Genomic DNA, 20,560 nt, shown 5'->3' with positions numbered 1-20,560 from the left:
TATTGACTAACACCCTGATTTTAATCTATAAATAACGGTTGTTTTAAATTTTGATAATAATTTTTAGGTTAAAGAAAAAATAATGCAGACCATACGAGGGTTTAGAGATATACTGCCGAAGCATATTCCCCTCTGGCAAAAAGTAGAGAAAGAGGCAACATGTTTATTTGAAGCATTCGGGTTTAAAGAAATCCGGATTCCCATCCTGGAAAAAACAGAACTTTTTGCCAGAAGCATCGGTGAAGTAACCGATATCGTTGAAAAAGAGATGTACACCTTTCCGGACAGAAAAGGAGACAAACTGACATTGCGGCCGGAAGCCACTGCCTCTATTGTCAGATCTTATATCCAGCATAAAATGTATGCCACTGATCCTGTCAGAAAATTTTTCATGATCGGCCCCATGTTCAGAAGGGAAAGACCCCAAAAAGGAAGATACCGTCAATTTTATCAGATTGATGCGGAAATATTTGGAGTAGAATCCGCCTATATCGACAGCCAATTGATTTATCTTTTAAACGAATTATTTAAACGTCTTGGCCTGAGCGGACTTTCTGCACATATTAACTCCCTTGGATGCCCCAAATGCAGACCTTCCTTTCAAAAGGCACTCTTAGACTTTCTTGAATCAAAAAAAAGCCGTCTTTGTGACAATTGCACAAGAAGGATGGACAAGAACCCGTTAAGGATTCTTGACTGTAAAGTATTAGATTGTAAAGAAGCGATTGCTGATGCACCTGCAACCCTGGATTGTCTCTGCAAAGAGTGTGAAGACCATTTTAACACAGTGAAAGCAACCCTTGAAAAACAAGGTGTTGATTTTATTGTAGACAAATCCCTTGTACGCGGTCTGGATTACTATACCCGAACCGCCTGGGAAATTCAGACCACCACCCTTGGTGCACAAAGTGCTGTTGCCGGCGGTGGCAGATATGACGGCCTTGTCAAAGAACTGGGCGGACCGCAAACCCCTGCGATTGGATTTGCCATTGGATTTGACCGTCTGGTTGAGGTCATGGAACAGATTGATAAAGCACCTGAAGAAAAGCCTCTTGATCTGTTTATCGTATCTTTAGGCGATACGGCCATGGAAAAAGGATATCTCTGGTCCTGCAAGCTGAATCAGGCCGGCATCCGTACAGAAATGGATTTCAGGGGGAAAAGCATGAAAGCCCTTATGAAACGGGCAAATAAACTCAATACCCAATATGTATTGATTGCGGGAGAAAATGAGCTGACTGAAAATACCATTATTTTAAGAAACATGAATACAAAAGAGCAGGTTTCACTTAGCCTTGAAACTCTGATTCCTGAACTGATCAAGATATTAAAAAAATAAACTAGAGGAAATATTACGTGACAGATTTACTAGGAGATTTAAAAAGAACACATCATTGCTGCCAATTAAGAGACACCGATATTAATAAGGATGTTGTCTTAATGGGCTGGGTTCAGCACCGTCGTGATCACGGAGGGGTTATTTTTGTTGATTTAAGGGACAAAGAAGGTATCACTCAGATCGTTTTTAACCCGGAAGTCTCAAAAAAAATTCATGAAAAAGCCCAGAAACTTCGAAACGAATATGTCCTTGGTGTAAAGGGGAAAGTCATTGCTCGACCCGATGATATGCTCAATCCGAATATGAAAACCGGTGCCATTGAAGTTCTGATAAACGAGCTTCGTATTTTCTCCAGGGCCAAAACCCCGGCATTCCAGATCGAAGACCGGGTGGAAGCATCGGAATCCATTCGGTTACAGTACAGATACCTGGATTTAAGACGACCCCAGCTGAAAAACAATATTCTGGCAAGACATAAGGCCACCATAGCTGTCAGGAACTATCTTGATAATAACGGGTTTGTGGATATTGAAACACCTTTTTTGACCAAAAGTACACCTGAGGGAGCAAGGGATTACTTAGTTCCTTCGAGGGTCAATCAAGGGGAATTTTATGCCTTGCCTCAGTCTCCCCAGCTTTTCAAACAATTATTGATGATCGCAGGTTTTGACAAATATTATCAGATTGTCAAATGTTTCAGGGATGAAGATTTAAGAGCGGACCGGCAGCCCGAGTTTACCCAGATCGATATGGAGCTTTCTTTTGTTGAGGAGCAGCAGGTTATGGAAATTGCCGAAGGCATGATAACCGCTATCTTCAAAAAAGTGCTGGATATTAACCTTGTCACACCATTCTCACAGATCACCTACGATGAAGCCATGGCAAGATTTGGTCTGGACAGGCCTGACCTGCGATTTGGCCTGGAATTATGTGATATCTCGGATATTGTAAAAAATGCCGGGTTCAAAGTGTTTGCAAACGTGGTGAAAAACGGTGGGCTTGTTAAAGCCATTAATGCAAAAGGATGCGCGAGCTTTACCAGAAAACAGATTGACGAACTGACGGATTTTACTGCTGTATATAAAGCAAAGGGGCTTGCCTGGATTAAGATAAAAGAAGAGGGATGGCAGTCTCCCATAGTAAAATTCTTCACCGATGAAGAAAAAGAGACCTTAAGAAAACGACTTGAGCTTGAACCCGGGGATATTGTTTTCTTTGTGGCAGACCAGCCGAAAATCACAAATGAAGCCCTTGGCCAGTTAAGAAATGAACTGGCAAAACGGCTTGAGCTGATTTCTGATGATACCTATGAATTTACCTGGGTGACCCTCTTCCCCTTACTTGAGTATGATGAAACAGAAAAACGCTATCAAGCCCTTCACCATCCATTCACCGCACCTCTTGAGGAAGATATTGAAAAGCTTTCTTCCAATCCTCTTGCGGTTAAATCAAGGGCCTATGACCTGGTGTTGAACGGAATTGAAATCGGCGGCGGAAGTATACGTATCCATTCTGCCGAACTTCAGTCAAAAGTGTTAGATTGTCTTGGAATTGATGAAACCGAAGCCAATGAAAAGTTCGGGTTTCTTTTAAATGCCCTGGCATCCGGGGCGCCACCCCATGGCGGAATCGCATTCGGGCTCGACCGGCTGATGATGCTGTTGTGCAAAGAAGACTCTATCAGAAATGTCATTGCCTTTCCAAAAACACAGAAAGCAACCTGCCTTCTGACGGAAGCACCGTCAAAAGCAGCAACGGCACAGCTTCAGGATCTTGCAATTAAAGTATCCAAAATAAAAGAATAGCGTCAAGGATTGAATGTGTTTGAAAAACAAAACTTGCAGGCAGCAGTTTCCACTGCTGCCTGCAAGTTTTTTGGAAAGTCTACAATTCTAAAGCTTCTCTTAATTTATGAGAAAAATCGATAACACTGTAAGGTTTCAGAATATACCCTTTGCACCCTTGTCTGAGCATTTCCTGGACCTTTTCATCAATGGAATACCCTGTTGAAAGCAACACCTTAATATCGGGATTTAGTTTCTTGAGTTTCAGGAATGTCTCAAGTCCGTTCATTTCCGGCATAATCATATCAAGAACAACAAGGTTGATCTCTTCTTTTTTCTCTTTATAAATTCTTATTGCTTCTTCTCCGGAAGCTACAGTTATTACACTATACCCAAGCGCCTTACAAATTTCTCGTCCAATCGTCAGAATCCTTTCCTCGTCATCAATCAGAAGAACCGATTCATTCCCCAAAACCAGCTTTTCATCTTCAGCAGGGATATCTATATTATCTGTCGTTTCCTTTAAAGGTAAAATAATGGAAAAAGAAGATCCAATCTTTGGAGAACTCCACACATCAATGACCCCGTTATGATTCTGAATAATTCCTTTGGCAAAGGTTAACCCCAGTCCCTTTTTCTCAGGATAGCGTTCCTGGTCTGTGGAATAAAAAGGAGTGAAAATATTCTCCAACACATCTTTTTCCATCCCGATACCGGTATCTGTTATGGTAATTTTTACGAAAAATCCGGTGTTTAACCCATAAGAGCCTGCACTTCCATTTAAAATAGTGGTGGATTCCGTGACAACGGAAAGTTTCCCACCCCTTGGCATGGCCTGTAATGCATTGTCGACAATACTTATAAGAACCTGATTGATTTTATCAGAATCTGCTTCAACGATCAGGGGTTTTGAGTCAAGGTCCACATCCAAAACAATTCTTTTTCCCTTAAGATCAAGATTTTCCACTGCTTTTCGAACCAGCCGGTTCATATCAATAGAGCTGGTAGAATACCCATCAACTTTTGCAAAACCAAGTAACTGGTTTGCAATTTCAGAGCCTTTATCAATACAGCGGATGATTTCTATAATATGTTGGTAAAGCGGATCAGAAGGTTCTACACTATTCATCATCAGCGATGCTCTGTCTTTAATTTCGGCTAAAAGATTATTAAAATCATGAGCCATTCCACCTGCAATCGCTTCCATCACATCGGGAGCTTCACCTTTTAATTGAATATGTTCCATTTTCCCACCCTATTTTATAACCAATTAATATTCTATATTAATTCAAACAACTTTTAATATAATAAAACTATAAGAATTTTTCAATCAGGGAAAACCCTGATTTTTGAAAAAAATTAAACTTTTTTTACTCCAGGGAAATAATCCCTTCTTTAATTGCAAATTTTGTCAGCCCGGCAATAGTAGAAATACCGAGTTTTTTCATGATACTTGCGCGGTGGGTTTCTATTGTTTTGATACTGACGCACAGTTTTTCAGCAATATTCTTGGTTTTTTTCCCCTCTGCAACCAGTTGAAGAACTTCCCGTTCTTTTTTTGAAATTTCTTTGAATTTCGGCATATCATCGATATCTTTAACCATTTTACCCTTGCTGCCCCCATACATCCTGGCAATGGATGGAGTTAAATAAAAATTGTCTTTATTAACTTCCTTTATGGCATCATACAATTCATCAAATGCAGACTCTTTTAGGACGTATCCTGATGCACCGGATGCAACCATCTTATCTATCATTTTCTTACTGGAATGCATGGAAAGAGCAATGACCTTAGTCTTTGGAACTGCCCGCCGAATAGCTGCCGTTGCTTCCACGCCATTGAGATCCGGCATTGAAATATCCATCAGCACAACATCGGGCTGATGCGCTTTTGCAAGAGATATGGCTTCACGGCCATTCTTTGCAATATCAATGACATCAATTCCCTTTTTTTCAAGAAGACTTTTCAGTCCTTCCCGAACAATGGTATGATCATCTGCTATGATTACTTTGATTTTCATATTCCCTGCTGCCAATTTTATTTGAACCGACAAAAGTGTATCCTGACGACACCCTAAAATCAAACAATACTTTAAATCCTTTATTATTTTTATTGACAAAAAAATTTGATTGCGTATAATTCCACATTACGATGTTCTTGTATATAGAAACAAATATTGGGCAGCAACAAGTCGACAAAAACACTGCGGCAGGTTTCCCACTTTGGCGATGGTGGCGCAAAAATACCTGTAGCAGCAGTCTACCCTGAAAAATAAAACCATAACTTAAAACAAAAAGGCTGCGGGCAAACATTGCAGCCTTTTCCTATTTTAGGGCTGTAAAAACCTACAGCCTTTTTTATTGCTCAAACGGTTGAATACTGATACAAAATCAAATGGAGGAAAACAATGTTAGTCGTAATGGAAAAAGGCACAAGCGAAGAAAAAATTAAAGCTGCGGTAAATGCAATTGAAAGAAGAGGTTACACCGCTCGCCCCATACCCGGAGGAGACAGGGTATCCATCGGAATTCTGCACAATAAGGGTTCTGTCGATGCCGCCCATTTTTTAGGGCTTGACGGTGTAAAGGAGGTTATTCCGGTGACAAAACCGTATAAACTTGTCAGCCGAGAGTTTAAGCAGGAAAATACCCACATTAAAGTTGGGGATGCTGTTTTCGGCAATGGAAGCTTTCCTGTAATTGCCGGCCCCTGTGCTGTTGAAAGCCAGAACCAAGTTCTATCTATTGCAAAATCTGTTAAAGATGCCGGTGCAAAATTATTCAGAGGGGGTGCGTTTAAGCCGAGAACCTCTCCTTATTCTTTCCAGGGACTTGGAAAACAAGGTCTTGTGTTTTTAGCAAAAGCACGGGAAGAAACAGGCTTGCCCATTGTAACGGAAGTCATGGATGTTGAAAACTTTAATCTTGTTGAAGAATATGCTGATGTTGTTCAGATTGGTACCAGAAACATGCAGAATTTCAGTCTTTTAAGACGCGCCGGAAAATCCGACAGACCTGTAATTTTAAAAAGAGGGATGTCGGCCACACTTCAGGAGTGGCTCATGGCGGCTGAATATATTATGGAAGAAGGCAACACCAATATCATTCTTTGTGAAAGAGGGGTAAGGACCTTTGTCAGACACAGCAGAAACACGCTGGATCTGTCTGTTGTGCCGGCAGCAAAAAAAGAAAGCCATCTTCCCATCATTGTTGATCCCAGCCATGCAGCCGGTGTCAGAGACCAGGTTATTCCCCTTGCCTATGCCTCAGCAGCCTTAGGTGCTGATGGCGTAATGATTGAAGTTCACAACAACCCGGAAGAAGCCATGAGCGATGGGGCACAATCTTTATATCCTGATCAGTTTGTTACCGTTATGGAAAAAATGAACGCCATCCATGCAATTATTAAGAAATAATAATGGAAACATTCCATGTTAAAGGCCAGTTAAAGCTTTCTTCCATCTATGTGGGAGAAAGCCTTAAAAACCTGGAAAACTACTTGCCTTCCACCCAAACAATTATTGTCACAGATGAAAATATAAAAAAATATTATCAAAAAGATTTCCCGAATGTTCCCGTCATCACCATTGGCACCGGAGAAGGGATTAAAACCCTTGCAACCGTTGAAACCATACTCAAAGAGCTTATCCATCATTCCTGTGACCGTGATAGCTTTATTGTGGGAATCGGTGGTGGTATTGTCTGTGATATTACAGGATTTGCGGCTTCTACCTTTTTAAGGGGGGTAAACTTCGGATTTGTATCCACCTCTCTTTTGTCCCAGGTTGATGCCAGTATTGGCGGAAAAAACGGGGTTAATCTGGATTCCTATAAAAACATGGTGGGGGTCTTTAACCAGCCCGAATTTGTCATTTGTGATATTGACCTTTTAAACACCCTGCCGAAAAATGAAATTTCAAACGGGCTTGCTGAAATCGTTAAACACGCGTTGATTTCAAATGCCGACATGTTTGATTTTATCGAAAACAATAAACAAAAAGCCCTTGCTCTTGATTATGACACCATTTTCAGGCTTGTCGCAGATTCCTTAAGAATCAAATCCCAAGTAGTCCAGCAGGATGAAAAAGAATCCGGTGAAAGAAGAAAACTCAATTTCGGTCACACCATTGGCCATGCCATTGAAAAGATAGAAAAAGCAGGTCATGGAAGAGCTGTCGCCATGGGAATGGTAGCTGCAGCCAGATTTTCTCAGGCCAGACAGCTGATAAACCAGGGAGATGTTTCAAGAATCCGTTCACTCTTACATGATCTTAATCTGCCAATAACCCTTGATTATAATGCAAAAAAAATTATCGGCGCTGCCGGTAAAGATAAAAAAAAACAGGGCAACGACCTTTTTTACGTTTTCCTTGAAAAAATTGGAAGGGCAAGAGTTGAAAAAATCAGCTTTGATGAAATGAATAAATTCATAACATCGGTCTTTAAATAATAAAAGGAGGAAAGATTTATGACAAACTTAAAAGGAACCCAAACTGAAAAAAACCTGTTAACCGCATTTGCTGGTGAATCCCAGGCAAGAAACCGGTATACTTATTTTGCCAGTGCAGCGAAAAAGGAAGGCTTTGTTCAAATTTCTGATATTTTTACAGAAACCGCCAACCAGGAAAAAGAACATGCCAAACGATTTTTCAAATTTCTTGAAGGCGGAGAAATTGAGATCACAGGTGCATTTCCCGCAGGTGTGATCGGAACAACCCTTGAAAATCTCAAAGCGGCTGCAGCAGGAGAGGAATATGAATGGACAGAGATGTATCCTGATTTTGCCGCAACTGCCAGGAAAGAAGGCTTTGATGCCATTGCTCTTGTTTTTGAAATGATTGCTGTGGCAGAAAAACAACATGAGAAAAGATATGCAGAACTGGCTGCCAATGTTGAAACGGGAATGGTATTTAAAAAAAAGAGCAGTACAAAATGGAGATGCAGAAACTGCGGATATGTTCATGAAGGAGAAGAAGCCATTGAAATGTGCCCGGCTTGTGTCCATCCACAGGCTCATTTTGAGCTGCTGGCTGAAAACTGGTAAAATTTAATATACTTGTCAATACGAATTTAAGGGGTAAAACAGCTTTTATTAAATCATCAAAAGCATTTGCCCCTTATTTATTCGAACAGCATTTGATTAATTGACAAAGAATGAATAAGAACATATATTTACAAGATATTTTTTAAACCATAAACATAAATTTAGGACGGTTAGCATGACACAAAATATAATTGAACTTGATGATGATTCCTTTGAGGATAAAGTTCTCAAATCAAATAAACCTGTAATGGTAGATTTCTGGGCACCCTGGTGTGGTCCTTGTAAAGCCATTGCCCCCACAGTTGATGCCCTTGAAAAAGAGTATGGCGACAAAATGGCTTTTGTAAAAATAAATGTTGATGAAAATCCAGTCAGCCCCAGCAAATATGGTGTTCAGGCAATTCCTACCCTGATTTTCTTTAAAAACGGAGAAATAGCGGATCAGATCACCGGAATGGTTGCCAAAGAAAAACTTGAGGAAACTATCAAAGGCGTCATCTAGGGGGAGATTATAATGACAACGACTGACTATGACCTTGTAATTATTGGTGCAGGCCCTGCCGGTCTGACAGCAGGAATCTATGCCGCCAGGGCAAGGATGAATGTCCTTTTATTAGAAAAAGTCGTACCGGGCGGTCAGATCCTGGTGACCGACTGGATAGAAAACTACCCTGGTTTTCCCGAAGGTATTTCAGGGTTTGATCTTGCTGAAAAAATGAAAGTCCAGGCGGAAGAACTGGGACTGAAAATTGAAACGGCAGAGGTCCACTCTCTCAATCTTTCCGAAGAATTAAAAGAAATTGTTTTAAAGGACAAGACTATCACAGCCAAAGCTCTCATCATTGCATCTGGAGCCTCACCGAAAAAACTTGGCATTGGTGAAGATAAATTTATGGGAAAAGGCATTTCTTTTTGTGCCACATGTGATGCACCTTTTTTCAAGGAAAAAACAGTGGTTGCAATTGGGGGGGGAGACACGGCAGTCCAGGAGGCTATCTACCTGACAAAATTTGCAAAAAAAGTCTATCTGGTTCACCGGAGAGATGAGCTGAGAGCCACTAAAATACTACAGGAACGTGCCTTTGCAAATGATAAACTTGAACTTGTCTGGGACAGTGTTCCAACCGGAGTAGAAGGCTTTTTCGGTGTGGAGAGTGTCAAGGTAAAAAATGTAAAAACCAATGAAGAAAAAACCATAAAGGCGGACGGCTGTTTTATATGGGTCGGTATTTTACCAAACGCCTCTTTTTTGAATAATTCCGTTGAAACAGATAAATTCGGATTTATTCGATCTGATGCAAACATGCAAACATCTGTTCCGGGAGTATATGCTGTCGGCGATGTAAGAGACACCCCTTTAAGGCAAATATCAACGGCGGTAGGCGATGCTGCTATTGCTGCTGTTTCTGCAGAACATTTTATTGAGAACCTATAATTATGAAAAAACTATTTTTATTTTTTACAATTGTTTTGCTTCTTTCCGGATGCGCTTTGTTTGAAACGTCACATGAAATGGAAAAAAATGCCGGCGAGCTTGTTTCCGAAGGGTCTTCTGCCTTTGTTTCAGGAGACTATAAAACTGCGGTAAAAGCCTATACAGACTTGAAGGACTGGTATCCGTTCAGTAAGTATGCCATTTTAGCCGAGCTCAAAATTGCCGATTCCCATTATCATCTTGAAGAGTATGATGAAGCAATTATCGCCTATGAAGAATTTGAAAGAATGCACCCGAAGAATGAAGCCATTCCCTATGTGGTTTACAGAATCGGACTTTGCTGGTTTAACCAGCTGGATACGATAGACAGGGACCACACCCCTGCTAAAAACAGCCTGACTCAGTTTAACCGCCTTATCGAGCAATACCCTGAAAGTGAATATGCCCAAAAAGCAAAGGAAAATATTAAAAAATGTGTGACCAACCTTTCAGGACATGAACTCTATGTGGCCAATTTTTATTACAAAACAAAAAAATATAAGGCTGCATTAAAAAGATATGAGTATCTTGTCGAAACCTATCCGGATTCAAAAGAAAGCAAAGAAGCATTGAATAAAATCCCTAAGTGCCGGGCGCTGGCAAACAAAAATTAAAATTTTCTTTACTTTTATTTATTTTTGCTGTATCAATCCCAGGTTATTTTTGTTTAAAAAGATTTTTCTTTTAGGAGTATAAAAATGTCGAAAAAATGTGCAATTTGCGGAAAAAAACCAATGGTTGGCAATAATGTCAGTCATGCCCACAACCTGAATAAGAGAAAATTTAATCCTAACCTTCAAAGAGTTCGCGCAGTTATTAAACAAGGTTGCGTTAGAAAAATAGATGTGTGCACAAGTTGTATTAAAGCAGGAAAAGTAATTAAAGCATCCTAAGATCACTTCCCTTTTTTACATCATTCCAATTTAAGCATTCCGGTTCGGGCAGTTTAAAAAAACAGCCCGAACCTTTATATTTGTACTTATATTTTACAATATTTTTGAGGCAAGCTCCGCAAGCTCGGAACGTTCACCTTTTTCAAGATTGATATGGGCATACACTTTTTGTCCTTTCATTTTTTCAATGATAAAGGCAAGCCCGTTTGTCTGGCTGTCAAGATAGGGGTGATCTATCTGAAAAATATCTCCGGTAAAAATAATTTTAGTCCCTTCTCCTGCCCGCGTGATGATGGTCTTTACCTCGTGGGGAGTCAGGTTCTGAGCCTCATCAACAATAAAAAATACTTTTACAATGCTTCTCCCGCGGATATAAGAGATGGGCGTAATAACGATTTTTTCTTTTTCTATCAACTGGGTTATCGGTTTTGAGGAAACATTGTTCTCATTAAAATGATTCTGGATAACAGCCAGGTTGTCGTACAACGGCTGCATATAAGGATCCAGCTTAGAGGCAACATCCCCCGGAAGAAACCCTATGTCTTTATTACTTAGCGGAACAACCGGTCTGGCGACAAAAATCTGCCGGTAAAACCGTTTATTTTCAAGTGCTGCGGCAAGCGCCAAAAGGGTTTTTCCCGTACCTGCTTTTCCGGATATGGTTACAAGGGGAATATTAGGATTCAACATGGCATTCAAAGCAAAGGTCTGCTCTGAATTTCTCGGTTTAATCCCATAACAGACCCTTGGCTGTATCCGCCTTATGGTTTGATCAATCCCATTAAAAAAAGCCAAGGCCGATTTTGACCCGTTTTTTAAAATCACATTTTCATTGGGGAAAAATTTTTCGTCGGCTTCAAGCCTAGAAATTTCAGTCTTATATGGCTTTTGATAAAGATCGTCAAATACATCTTCCCTGACATTTTCTATCACCTTAAGCCCGGTATACATGTCAGAAAGGTTTTCAACATATTTTGAATTGTAATTCTCTGTTTTCAGGCCGATGGATCTGGCTCTTAACCTCAAATTAACATCTTTGGTCACAAAAATAACATTTTTAAAATCATGCTTTTGGGTAATAGAATAAGCTATATTTAATATTCTGATATCCGGTGTAATTTCACTAAAATTCTCTTTTATTTTCTCATTCAAAGGCGTTTCAAGTAATATTGATATTTTCCCGTTCCCATTATCAATCGGCACCCCGCCATTCAAAATCTTGTCACTGGACAATGCATCCAGGGATCGTAAAAAATCCCTGGCATTACAATTTATAACATCATTTCCTTTCTTGAATTTATCAAGCTCTTCTATAACCGTGATGGGAATATAAATATTATTGTCTTTGAACTGGTGAATACAGCTGCTGTCGTGAAGAATTACATTGGTGTCCAGAATAAAGATTTTTTTCATAGAGCTCTCCTATGATTTAATCGTTTCGGATGATCCGTTTGACATCGGTTACTTTTTTCACTTTTCTAATTTTTGCCATAATTTTTCGAAGCTGATCAGAGCTTTCAACCAGGATGGTAAAATAGAACAGACTAACACCTGTTTCCCGGGTTTCGGTTTTTGCGCTTAAAATATTAGATTTGTATTTACTGATAACAGAGGCAATATCTGCCAGAAGCCCGAACCTGTCATCCGTTCTGACCTTGATACTGGCAGGATAAAATTCTGTAAAATCATCACTCCACTGGACTTCGATCTGGCGCTCATTGCTCATTTTCATGATATTTAAGCACCCTTTCCGGTGAATGGTCACCCCCTGGCCCTGGGTGATATAACCGATAATACGATCGCCCGGAAGAGGATTGCAGCATTTTGAAAACTTAACAAGAATATCATCAAGCCCTTTTACGATGATGCCTGTGCTCTCTTTTTTCTTTCGCTTTCCAACCAGTTTCTGAAGAAGGTTTCCTACTTTAACTTCCTGTTTTTCAAACTCCGGCAGGGCTTTATTCAAAATCTGCAAAGGAGTAAGTTTTCCAAAACCGACATTGGCGATCAGGTCGTCTATCGTTTTAAACCCAAAGGTGTCGGCAACCTTTTTGATTTCTCCTGATTTGACCAGAGCATTGAAATTCTGGTTTCTCTTTCTGAATGTCTTTTCACACATCTCGCGTCCCAGAGAAAAGCTTCTCTCTTTTTCCCGGGCATTGATCCAGGAGCGTATTTTAGTCCTGGCCTTTACAGTTTTTACAAAATTAAGCCAGTCAGGACTTGGGCTATGGCCTTTGGTTGTAATAATTTCAACGGCATCACCGGTTTTCAGCTCATGGGTGAGCGGAATAAGTTTTCCGTTGACCTTTGCTCCTGTACACGCTGCACCGACTTCCGTATGTATCAAATAAGCAAAATCTACAGGCGTGGCTTTTTTAGGCAGGGTCTTGATGTCGCCCAGAGGGGTGAATACATATATTTCACCAGGGTATAAATCAATACGGACATTTTCCAGGAATTCATCCGGGTCATTATAATTTTCCTGGTTTTCCACAAGCTTTCTGATCCAGGAGAACAGCTCTCCGGCACTCTCCTCAACCTTTGAGCCTTCTTTATAACTCCAGTGGGCTGCAATTCCGGATTCTGCAATCCGGTCCATATCATTGGTCCTGATCTGAATTTCAACCCGCTCCCCTTTTGGACCCACAACCGTGGTATGGATAGATTGATACATATTGGGCTTGGGGTTGCCGATATAATCTTTAATTTTATAGTAAATCGGCTTCCACATGGAATGGATGGCACCCATGGCGGCATAACACTGGGGAACCGAATCAAGAATGATTCTAAAGGCTATAATGTCATAAACTTTATCAAATTCAAGATTTTGAGAGATCATTTTCTGGTAAATGCTGTAATGTTGTTTGTACCGCCCCTTAATTTCACATTCCAGATCCATTTCTTTCATTTTTCCATGAAGTTTCTCATTGACCTCTTTAATGTACTCTTCTTTTTCGCCCTTGGCTTTATTCACCAGGGTGTCAATACGTTCATATTCGTCCCTTAAAGTATAATAAAAAGCAATTTCCTCCAGTTCATACTTTATCCAGAAAATCCCCAGGCGTGCTGCAATAGGAGCATAGATATCCAGGGTTTCCTGGGCAATGGCCGCCTGTTTTTCAGGAGTAGGGTGATATTTCAGGGTTCTCATATTATGAATTCTGTCTGCAAGCTTAATCAGAACCACCCGAATATCATCTGCCATGGCAAGAATCATTTTCCTTAAACTTTCTGCCTGCTGGGCTATTTTGGTTGAAGTTTGAAGAGCTGAAAGCTTTGTTACACCGGAAACAATATGGGCAACATCCGCCCCGAACATTTTTTCAATATCTTCTTTTGTTGCAGGTGTATCTTCAATTACATCATGCAGAAGGGCTGCGGCAATGCTCTCAACATCCAGCCGCATATCTGCCAAAATATCAGCCACCTCAAGGGGATGGGACAGATAGGGTTCTCCGGAAAGCCGCATCTGGCCTTCATGAACCCTTGCCGAGTAAATATAGGCCCGGTCTATAATATCCGTATCCCCTTCGGGGTTGTACTCATAAATTTTATCAAGTATGTCGGTGATCCTGATCATGAGCTATGCTTAGTATGCTTTTGCAAAAAGTACCCTTCTTGAGCTTGCGTTATTACAACAAATACAGTTTCCTTCTTCTGTCGAACTGTCAAAAGGAATACAGCGAATGGTGACGGACAGGTCTTTTTTAATTTTTTCTTCACATTCTTCTGATCCGCACCAATGGGCCATGACAAAGGCACCATTATCAAATCCCCTGGCTTTTTTATATAATTTATAAAAGGCTTTTTTATCATCAATCTCAAAGGTGTTTTCTTCTCTATAGTTCTTTGCCCGGTTAAAAAGATTATCCTGAATATTGTCCAGAATATCTGTGATTTGACCGATAAATTCTTCCCTGTTCATGGATTGTTTCTGACTGGATGGTTCATCCCTTCTGGCCATAAAAACACTGTTTTGTGCCATATCCCTCGGCCCCAGCTCAATCCGGACAGGAACCCCTTTTTTCACCCAGTCCCATCCCCTGGCACCGCCGATATCCCGGTCATCAATTTCAACTGTGACATTTCTGCCATGGTATTGCTTTTCTTCCAATGCATCTTTAAGGTCTTGGGCGCTTTCCTTGACAGCTCGATTGTCACCATCCTTTTTGAAAATCGGAAGAATGACGACATGGGCTGACGCCACCCGTGGTGGAAGCACAAGACCGTCATCATCTGAGTGTACCATGATCATCCCGCCGATCATACGGGTGGATGTTCCCCAGGATGTGGTCCAGGCATAGGCTTCTTCGCCTTCTTCGTTTTGAAATTTAATATTGGAACCTTTGGCAAAATTCTGACCCAGAAAATGAGATGTGCCGGCCTGAAGCGCCCTCTTATCCTGCATCATGGCTTCAATACAGGTGGTATCATCAGCCCCTGGAAACCGTTCTGATACGGTCTTTCTGCCCCTGATCACCGGCATGGCCAGATATTCTTCAACAAATTTTGTATAGACATCCAGCATGAGCATGGTTCTCTCTTTTGCTTCCTGCTCTGTGGCATGGGCGGTATGGCCTTCCTGCCATAAAAATTCACTGGTTCTTAAAAACATGCGAGTCCGCATCTCCCATCGAACCACATTGGCCCACTGATTTAATAAAATCGGAAGATCCCTGTAACTTGATGTCCATTTGGCCATGGATTCCCCGATAATGGTTTCAGATGTAGGGCGGACGATTAACGGTTCGGCCAGTTTTCCAGCCGGTTTTAAACCGCCCTTATCATCCTTTTCAAGCTTGTGGTGGGTAACAACAGCACACTCTTTGGCAAACCCTTCCACATGCTCTGCTTCTTTTTCCAGATAGCTTAACGGGATAAACAAAGGGAAATAGGCATTTTTTACACCGGTTTCCTTAAACATGGCATCTATCTCACGCACCATATTTTCCCAAAGCGCATATCCCCAGGGTTTTATCACCATGCATCCCCTGACGGGTGAATTTTCAGCCATATCCGACACTTTAATCACTTCCTGATACCAGGCGGGGTAGTCTTGTTCCCGGGTGGGTGTGATCGCTGTTTTATTCTTTTTTGCCATTCAGTTCCTCCGAATTCTCTGTCATAGTATCAATTTCGCTCAGCAATTGATCCACAAGTTTATCCTGGTCTATTTTCCGTATCACTTTTCCCTTTTTAAATAGAATCCCCATGCCATCACCACCTGCGATACCTATATCTGCCTCTTTTGCTTCACCGGGACCGTTTACAACACATCCCATAATAGCAACTTTAATCTGGGAAGACCGTTCAAGTAAAGCTTTTTCTGCTTGTTCTGCAATTTTAAAAAGATCAATTTTACACCGTCCGCACGTGGGACACGAGATTAACTCCGGCCCCCGGCTTCTGATCCCAAGAGCCCTCAGGATCTCATAACCGGTCCTGATTTCCTCAACAGGGTCCCTTGTCAATGAAACCCGAAGGGTATCACCAAGACCTTCTGCCAGCAGCATGCCGATGCCAATGGCCGACTTTGTGATACCGGCATAAAGGCCTCCGGCTTCTGTTACCCCGACATGAAACGGCACATTAGTTTTTGATGCCAATAGCCGGTAAGCTTTTACCGTTCTTGAGACATCCGACGCTTTCAGAGAAACTTTGATGTTATAAAAATCTAAGTCTTCAAGAATTTTTATATTGCGCAATGCACTTTCCACCATGGCCTCGGCTGTAATCCCAAGACGCTGTTCAATCTCTTTTTCAAGGGAGCCTGCATTCACACCGATTCTTATGAGGATACCATGATCTTTTGCACAATCCACGACAGCCCTGATCTTTTCCGCTTCCCCGATATTGCCCGGATTTATTCTCAAGGCGTCAGCACCTGCTCTGGCAGATGCCAGGGCCAGCCTGAAATCAAAATGAATATCGGCAATTATTGGAATGGTGATGCGCTGTTTGATCTTCTCAATGGCCTCGGCTGCTTCCATATCCGGAACTGCCACACGGATGATTTCACACCCGGCCTTTTCAAGGGAAAGGATCTGATTAACCGTGGCTTCCACATCCTGGGTCTGGGTATTGGTCATAGACTGGACTGAAATCGGTGCATCCGAACCGATCTTGACCTTTCCGATACTGATTTGCCTTGTTTGCCGTCTTTTCCGAACCAGTGACATCTTATTGTCCTGTAGTTTACAAAAATTAAAAGCTTACAGCATTGCATTTAAACTGTAAGCTAAAAACATTCACCTTCTTGAAAGATATCAAAGCTGTTCTTTTTATTCAAGACAACACTCTTTTAAACTTTGGGTAATCGCCAGTAAATTTTAACTTTCTACCAAATAATTGATATTCATTTCTTTTTAATGTTGCTTTTCATTTCTTTTAAGAATACTAAATTAAGAACAGGCCATTGAAGCTGCCATCAAAACACTTCTCAATAAAGGCAAGATAGATTCTTGCCTGGAGGGCAGATAAAAACTAATTTTTGATTTTGGGAGTGATGCATTATGGACATGAATCCAACAAAAATGAATCCAACAAGGGTGACGATTGTATTAAATTGTGGTGACCAGGTAACCGGGGAAATCAATATAATGAGTTTTAAAAGATTTTCTGATTTTATAGAAACGCATGGTGCGAAACATCTAAAAGTATTCAATATAACAAAAGATATGAATACATCAGATTTAATAGCAGATTTTTTTTTAATACCAAAAATAAATATTCGTTATTATCAATCGTTTGATGAAACAGGGGAATAATTTTTCAAAATCTGCTAAAATATGATTTATATATCAAGTTGATTATCTGCGTGTTGAATAAAATTTCCTTCAACCACAAAATATTGTGTCGGGCTTTAATTCAGAACCCACCGGGGCTGTTAATAATAGTTCTGGCTTTTAATTCCGGTATTGGGGGAGAAAAATTATAGACAAAGTCTACACCATATCAGAATGGATATCCTTCATTTTTTTCTCCAATATAGCGTAATGGAATTTTGATCCATGTCGGTTTGCCCTTTCCCATATAATTGAATTATATTTTGAAAATTTATTTACCTTGTACCACTCTTTATAGTGCTGTATTTTTTATTATGCATACAGTATTTTAACATTTACCTTTCTATGGAACTAAACTGTTTCATTGACTTTGATAAAATTATTCTTGCATCCTCAATAGCTTTGGATTTCCAGTTTTCTGAAGTGGGATAATACATTTCAAGTATATCCTTATTAATTTTGATTTCATCTTTTTTGGTTTTGTAATTATGATGAAAGCCCTGGTTTTCAACAATCATATTATGTAATGATTTTATTGATCCCATTGTTGTCTGACTATCGAGGGTTCCAAATTCAAAAACCATGGGAATATAATATTTTTTTGGAATAATCCGTCCTATATACGAGGTAAAATCTCCTGTAACAGTATAAAAATTATCTCCATCACCCCAATCGATGTGCTTACCAGAGAAGATTGTTTCTATATCATTTTTTAATTTTTTATCTTCAATAGGGTTTGGAAAAAGATGTAATGTTCCTCTTGCACCATATCCTGTATGCAAATCAATATTAAATACAATCCCATAGTTTTCTGTAATTTGTTTTAAAACTGGTGTAATAGCTTTGATTGAAGGTTCAAGTTCATTGCCGCCAAAATAGAGACCTTCTGGATACTGATATTGACCCTGTAAAATTGCCTGTCTTAAAGTTCCCATGGAATATTGAATGATTTTTTGTATAGCATTTATCTGGAAAAACATATTTTTAATACTTTTAAGACTGACTTCTCCTTTTGGGTTAAGCATTGTGTATAAATTTGAATATCCGGCATTAATGCTTTTATAAAGTTTGCTATCATTTGAACAGTTTCTGTTTAAATCGACATTGTTTTCCGACACTCTTCGTTTATATTTAAATCCATAAGGATTCATTCCATGTATAAGAAGAACTCCCATTTCAGACAAATTCATTTTTTCAAGTAGTTCCTCCATAAACATTTGCTGCACAGCGCTTCCTACATACCCTTCTATACCATGAACAGCCGATGATAGAATTAACAGACGTTTAAATTTTTTTTGTGCCGGGACATAACAATAGTTAATCGTCAAATCTGGATCTTTTTTACTTTCAATATTTAATTTTGAGATTGTTACTTTTTCAAATCTTTTATTTATTTTATCAGCTAATAAAATAAAATTTTTACGGCATTCTTCATAGGAGTTTTGAAAATATACAAGGTTTTTTGAATCAGCATCCTGTATTACTGCAACAGGTGTAAAAGTATTGTATTGATACGTTGTAACGACAAGGGCGCACAAAATTATTAAAACCAACAGAATAGAAATAATTTTTAGAGTTTTTTTCACAATATCTCCATGTCTACAAATTAAATTGAAAAGTCATATGAGTTTTTTTTAAAAGACAAATAGAACCCTATAAAAAAATAGAGGGCAGTGTCAATGATGTAGTAAATTTTCTGGATGCAGGATTATAAAAATAAAATTGATCTCCAATATAATTTATAGCAAGCTTTTTAGATTTGGAATGAGGCTGTTACATATATTGTAATTTCAAATCTGAACCTGAAAATCCGTCCATACTACATCTGTTATCCTGATAAATATTCAAAAAGCTCGGACTGGTTAAAGAAACGCTCGGTAAATTGGGGGATTTGACTCCTGTTTGATAACACCATCTATAATCGTTAGTATATTCAATATTTAAAAAACTGATTTAATAACTCTTTTTACAAAATAGAATTAAAATTAGATTTCGAATAATTTGATTAGACTCTACCTTCTATGACCTCTCACAGCGAACTGAAATAGATTAGCTTATTTTTGCCAACATTCAACTCGATTGCGACCGTTATTTTTTGCGTTATAGAGTGCTTCGTCGGCCCTATCAATCACCATTGTGCTATTGTTTTGAGGGAAAAACTGCGCTGCACCAATAGAAATAGTAACTTGTGGAGAGTCTCCACTGTCAAGTACAAGGGAGATTTCACTGACGGATTTTCGAATTCTTTCTGCAGCAATTTTTGCTCCATGAATATCTGTGTTTGTTAAAATGACAATAAATTCTTCACCACCGTAGCGTGCAACCATATCAAGTGGGCGAACATTCTTTTGCAATGTTTTTGCAACCGTGGCGAGTACTTTGTCCCCAGATAAATGTCCGTAGGTATCATTAAAATGTTTGAAGTGATCAATATCTGTCATCAAAACACATATTGGACAATTATCAAAATGAGAGCGTTGGGCAATGCGTGGCAACTCTTTGTCCAGCCAACGTCTATTATGTAAACCAGTCAATCGGTCAAACAAGGCGTCTCGTTCGAACTGTTTTTTTTGAACTGTTGTTTGAGAGACAGTTTTGTTCGTGGAGCGCATACGTTGAACTAATAGCAATAACATGTTTGCAGCAAACTCATGGGAAGCATGGATCAATCGCCAAAACGTGTCTTCTTCAACAGACATCAGCCGTAAAGGCTCAGCGGCCACAACATAAGCTGAAACTGGAGCAGCATCGATAACTGATAGCTCTCCAACTGTTTGACCACCTTCTACAAAAGCCACTGGTTCACTATCAGGAGAATCCAAATGAACACTCAGGCTACCGAGCAGTACAAAAAACATGGTATGGTTAACATCACCCTTGGATAAAAGCACATCACCTTTGTCTAGATTACGTATAGCACAATGTTCAAAGAGTCCCCAAAGAGATGTGATATCAATCTCATGAAGGACATTGAATTGATTTAGATCACTTGTATTAATCATATAAAACTCTACATTAATATAATTTTATTTATTCTGGCATGAGCGTGCGATTGAATCAAGGATTTCTGTCAATTATTGTGGCGTTATTGAAAAACCTATTTAAACTTACTGATCCTCTCTAAAGAAGCTCGAAAATTTACCTGAGATCCCAGCAAGAATCCCAGTTTGTCATACCTAAACAAAAAAAAGCAGGTACCATAAAGATATAAAACATAGGTTAGATAGCGTGAGACAGC

General features: G+C 39.7%; 19 protein-coding genes. 10 read left to right on the top strand and 9 right to left on the bottom strand.

What is annotated here, in order from left to right; all coding sequences use genetic code 11:
- The first annotated feature begins 82 nt into the window (after nt 1-82).
- The gene (gene hisS / locus HGJ91_RS01230) at nt 83-1,339 is read left to right on the top strand and encodes a histidine--tRNA ligase (protein ID WP_291345862.1); all 1,257 of its coding nucleotides are present in this window, start codon (nt 83-85) and stop codon (nt 1,337-1,339) included.
- 17 nt (nt 1,340-1,356) lie between these two features.
- Complete coding sequence (aspS, locus tag HGJ91_RS01225) at nt 1,357-3,144, top strand: aspartate--tRNA ligase (RefSeq protein WP_291345861.1); 1,788 nt, start codon at nt 1,357-1,359, stop codon at nt 3,142-3,144.
- A gap of 79 nt (nt 3,145-3,223) precedes the next feature.
- On the opposite strand, the gene HGJ91_RS01220 is transcribed toward aspS, so the two are convergent.
- From HGJ91_RS01220 to HGJ91_RS01210, 3 genes are all read right to left on the bottom strand, one after another.
- Entirely contained in the window at nt 3,224-4,369 is a 1,146-nt protein-coding gene (locus tag HGJ91_RS01220; RefSeq protein ID WP_291345860.1) for a response regulator, read from the bottom strand.
- Between the two features lie 124 nt (nt 4,370-4,493).
- Nucleotides 4,494-5,144 carry a response regulator transcription factor gene (locus HGJ91_RS01215; RefSeq protein ID WP_291345859.1) on the bottom strand — a complete coding sequence of 217 codons (651 nt, stop codon included), beginning with the start codon at nt 5,142-5,144 and terminating at the stop codon, nt 4,494-4,496.
- Nucleotides 5,116-5,436 (bottom strand): hypothetical protein, encoded by a 321-nt coding sequence (locus HGJ91_RS01210; RefSeq protein WP_291345858.1) that lies wholly within the window; start codon nt 5,434-5,436, stop codon nt 5,116-5,118. The genes HGJ91_RS01215 and HGJ91_RS01210 overlap by 29 nt, the downstream gene beginning before the upstream one ends.
- 95 nt (nt 5,437-5,531) lie before the next feature.
- Here HGJ91_RS01210 and aroF point away from each other — a divergent pair, with 95 nt between their 5' ends.
- The 7 genes from aroF to rpmB all read left to right on the top strand — a co-directional run bounded on the left by aroF (nt 5,532) and on the right by rpmB (nt 10,534).
- Nucleotides 5,532-6,539 carry a 3-deoxy-7-phosphoheptulonate synthase gene (aroF, locus tag HGJ91_RS01205; protein ID WP_291345857.1) on the top strand — a complete coding sequence of 336 codons (1,008 nt, stop codon included), beginning with the start codon at nt 5,532-5,534 and terminating at the stop codon, nt 6,537-6,539.
- A 2-nt stretch (nt 6,540-6,541) separates the two neighbouring features.
- Complete coding sequence (aroB, locus tag HGJ91_RS01200; protein ID WP_291345856.1) at nt 6,542-7,573, top strand: 3-dehydroquinate synthase; 1,032 nt, start codon at nt 6,542-6,544, stop codon at nt 7,571-7,573.
- 18 nt (nt 7,574-7,591) lie between these two features.
- A complete protein-coding gene (gene rbr, locus HGJ91_RS01195; RefSeq protein WP_291345855.1) occupies nt 7,592-8,167 on the top strand; it encodes a rubrerythrin in 576 nt (191 codons plus the stop codon).
- Nucleotides 8,168-8,342: 175 nt separating this feature from the next.
- Entirely contained in the window at nt 8,343-8,669 is a 327-nt protein-coding gene (gene trxA, locus HGJ91_RS01190) for a thioredoxin (protein WP_291345854.1), read from the top strand.
- A gap of 12 nt (nt 8,670-8,681) precedes the next feature.
- A complete protein-coding gene (gene trxB / locus HGJ91_RS01185) occupies nt 8,682-9,602 on the top strand; it encodes a thioredoxin-disulfide reductase (protein ID WP_291345853.1) in 921 nt (306 codons plus the stop codon).
- A gap of 2 nt (nt 9,603-9,604) precedes the next feature.
- Nucleotides 9,605-10,255, top strand: a complete 651-nt coding sequence (locus HGJ91_RS01180) for an outer membrane protein assembly factor BamD (protein WP_291345852.1) — start codon at nt 9,605-9,607, stop codon at nt 10,253-10,255.
- Between the two features lie 84 nt (nt 10,256-10,339).
- A complete protein-coding gene (rpmB, locus tag HGJ91_RS01175; protein WP_291345851.1) occupies nt 10,340-10,534 on the top strand; it encodes a 50S ribosomal protein L28 in 195 nt (64 codons plus the stop codon).
- A gap of 93 nt (nt 10,535-10,627) precedes the next feature.
- On the opposite strand, the gene HGJ91_RS01170 is transcribed toward rpmB, so the two are convergent.
- The 4 genes from HGJ91_RS01170 to ispG are packed head-to-tail and all read right to left on the bottom strand — an operon-like array spanning nt 10,628 to nt 16,716.
- Nucleotides 10,628-11,947 carry a PhoH family protein gene (locus tag HGJ91_RS01170; protein WP_291345850.1) on the bottom strand — a complete coding sequence of 440 codons (1,320 nt, stop codon included), beginning with the start codon at nt 11,945-11,947 and terminating at the stop codon, nt 10,628-10,630.
- A 16-nt stretch (nt 11,948-11,963) separates the two neighbouring features.
- Entirely contained in the window at nt 11,964-14,117 is a 2,154-nt protein-coding gene (locus HGJ91_RS01165; protein ID WP_291345849.1) for a bifunctional (p)ppGpp synthetase/guanosine-3',5'-bis(diphosphate) 3'-pyrophosphohydrolase, read from the bottom strand.
- Nucleotides 14,118-14,126: 9 nt separating this feature from the next.
- Entirely contained in the window at nt 14,127-15,638 is a 1,512-nt protein-coding gene (gene proS, locus HGJ91_RS01160) for a proline--tRNA ligase (protein WP_291345848.1), read from the bottom strand.
- Complete coding sequence (ispG, locus tag HGJ91_RS01155) at nt 15,622-16,716, bottom strand: flavodoxin-dependent (E)-4-hydroxy-3-methylbut-2-enyl-diphosphate synthase (protein ID WP_291345847.1); 1,095 nt, start codon at nt 16,714-16,716, stop codon at nt 15,622-15,624. The genes proS and ispG overlap by 17 nt, the downstream gene beginning before the upstream one ends.
- Nucleotides 16,717-17,049: 333 nt before the next feature.
- On the opposite strand from ispG, the gene HGJ91_RS01150 reads away from it, so the two are divergent.
- Nucleotides 17,050-17,304 (top strand): hypothetical protein, encoded by a 255-nt coding sequence (locus HGJ91_RS01150; protein ID WP_291345846.1) that lies wholly within the window; start codon nt 17,050-17,052, stop codon nt 17,302-17,304.
- 353 nt (nt 17,305-17,657) lie between these two features.
- On the opposite strand, the gene HGJ91_RS01145 is transcribed toward HGJ91_RS01150, so the two are convergent.
- Complete coding sequence (locus tag HGJ91_RS01145) at nt 17,658-18,908, bottom strand: M14 family metallopeptidase (RefSeq protein WP_291345845.1); 1,251 nt, start codon at nt 18,906-18,908, stop codon at nt 17,658-17,660.
- 468 nt (nt 18,909-19,376) lie between these two features.
- A complete protein-coding gene (locus tag HGJ91_RS01140; protein ID WP_291345844.1) occupies nt 19,377-20,324 on the bottom strand; it encodes a GGDEF domain-containing protein in 948 nt (315 codons plus the stop codon).
- Nucleotides 20,325-20,560 lie beyond the last annotated feature (236 nt).

This window comes from Desulfobacula sp., from assembly GCF_014237455.1.
In the GTDB taxonomy this organism is placed as follows: Bacteria; Desulfobacterota; Desulfobacteria; order Desulfobacterales; family Desulfobacteraceae; genus Desulfobacula.
Note: the sequence above shows the minus strand (reverse complement) of the source record. Positions and strands in the feature narration are given on the sequence as shown.

Excerpts from the sequence above, each read along its gene's own strand:
- HGJ91_RS01170 (WP_291345850.1), bottom strand. The coding sequence starts at position 11,947 with ATGAAAAAAATCTTTATTCTGGACACCAATGTAATTCTTCACGACAGC.
- HGJ91_RS01180 (WP_291345852.1), top strand. The coding sequence starts at position 9,605 with ATGAAAAAACTATTTTTATTTTTTACAATTGTTTTGCTTCTTTCCGGA.
- proS (WP_291345848.1), bottom strand. The coding sequence starts at position 15,638 with ATGGCAAAAAAGAATAAAACAGCGATCACACCCACCCGGGAACAAGAC.
- HGJ91_RS01215 (WP_291345859.1), bottom strand. The coding sequence starts at position 5,144 with ATGAAAATCAAAGTAATCATAGCAGATGATCATACCATTGTTCGGGAA.
- rbr (WP_291345855.1), top strand. The coding sequence starts at position 7,592 with ATGACAAACTTAAAAGGAACCCAAACTGAAAAAAACCTGTTAACCGCA.
- HGJ91_RS01210 (WP_291345858.1), bottom strand. The coding sequence starts at position 5,436 with ATGTTTGCCCGCAGCCTTTTTGTTTTAAGTTATGGTTTTATTTTTCAG.
- aroB (WP_291345856.1), top strand. The coding sequence starts at position 6,542 with ATGGAAACATTCCATGTTAAAGGCCAGTTAAAGCTTTCTTCCATCTAT.
- HGJ91_RS01140 (WP_291345844.1), bottom strand. The coding sequence starts at position 20,324 with ATGATTAATACAAGTGATCTAAATCAATTCAATGTCCTTCATGAGATT.
- trxB (WP_291345853.1), top strand. The coding sequence starts at position 8,682 with ATGACAACGACTGACTATGACCTTGTAATTATTGGTGCAGGCCCTGCC.
- HGJ91_RS01150 (WP_291345846.1), top strand. The coding sequence starts at position 17,050 with ATGGACATGAATCCAACAAAAATGAATCCAACAAGGGTGACGATTGTA.
- HGJ91_RS01220 (WP_291345860.1), bottom strand. The coding sequence starts at position 4,369 with ATGGAACATATTCAATTAAAAGGTGAAGCTCCCGATGTGATGGAAGCG.
- aroF (WP_291345857.1), top strand. The coding sequence starts at position 5,532 with ATGTTAGTCGTAATGGAAAAAGGCACAAGCGAAGAAAAAATTAAAGCT.
- hisS (WP_291345862.1), top strand. The coding sequence starts at position 83 with ATGCAGACCATACGAGGGTTTAGAGATATACTGCCGAAGCATATTCCC.
- rpmB (WP_291345851.1), top strand. The coding sequence starts at position 10,340 with ATGTCGAAAAAATGTGCAATTTGCGGAAAAAAACCAATGGTTGGCAAT.
- HGJ91_RS01165 (WP_291345849.1), bottom strand. The coding sequence starts at position 14,117 with ATGATCAGGATCACCGACATACTTGATAAAATTTATGAGTACAACCCC.
- ispG (WP_291345847.1), bottom strand. The coding sequence starts at position 16,716 with ATGTCACTGGTTCGGAAAAGACGGCAAACAAGGCAAATCAGTATCGGA.
- trxA (WP_291345854.1), top strand. The coding sequence starts at position 8,343 with ATGACACAAAATATAATTGAACTTGATGATGATTCCTTTGAGGATAAA.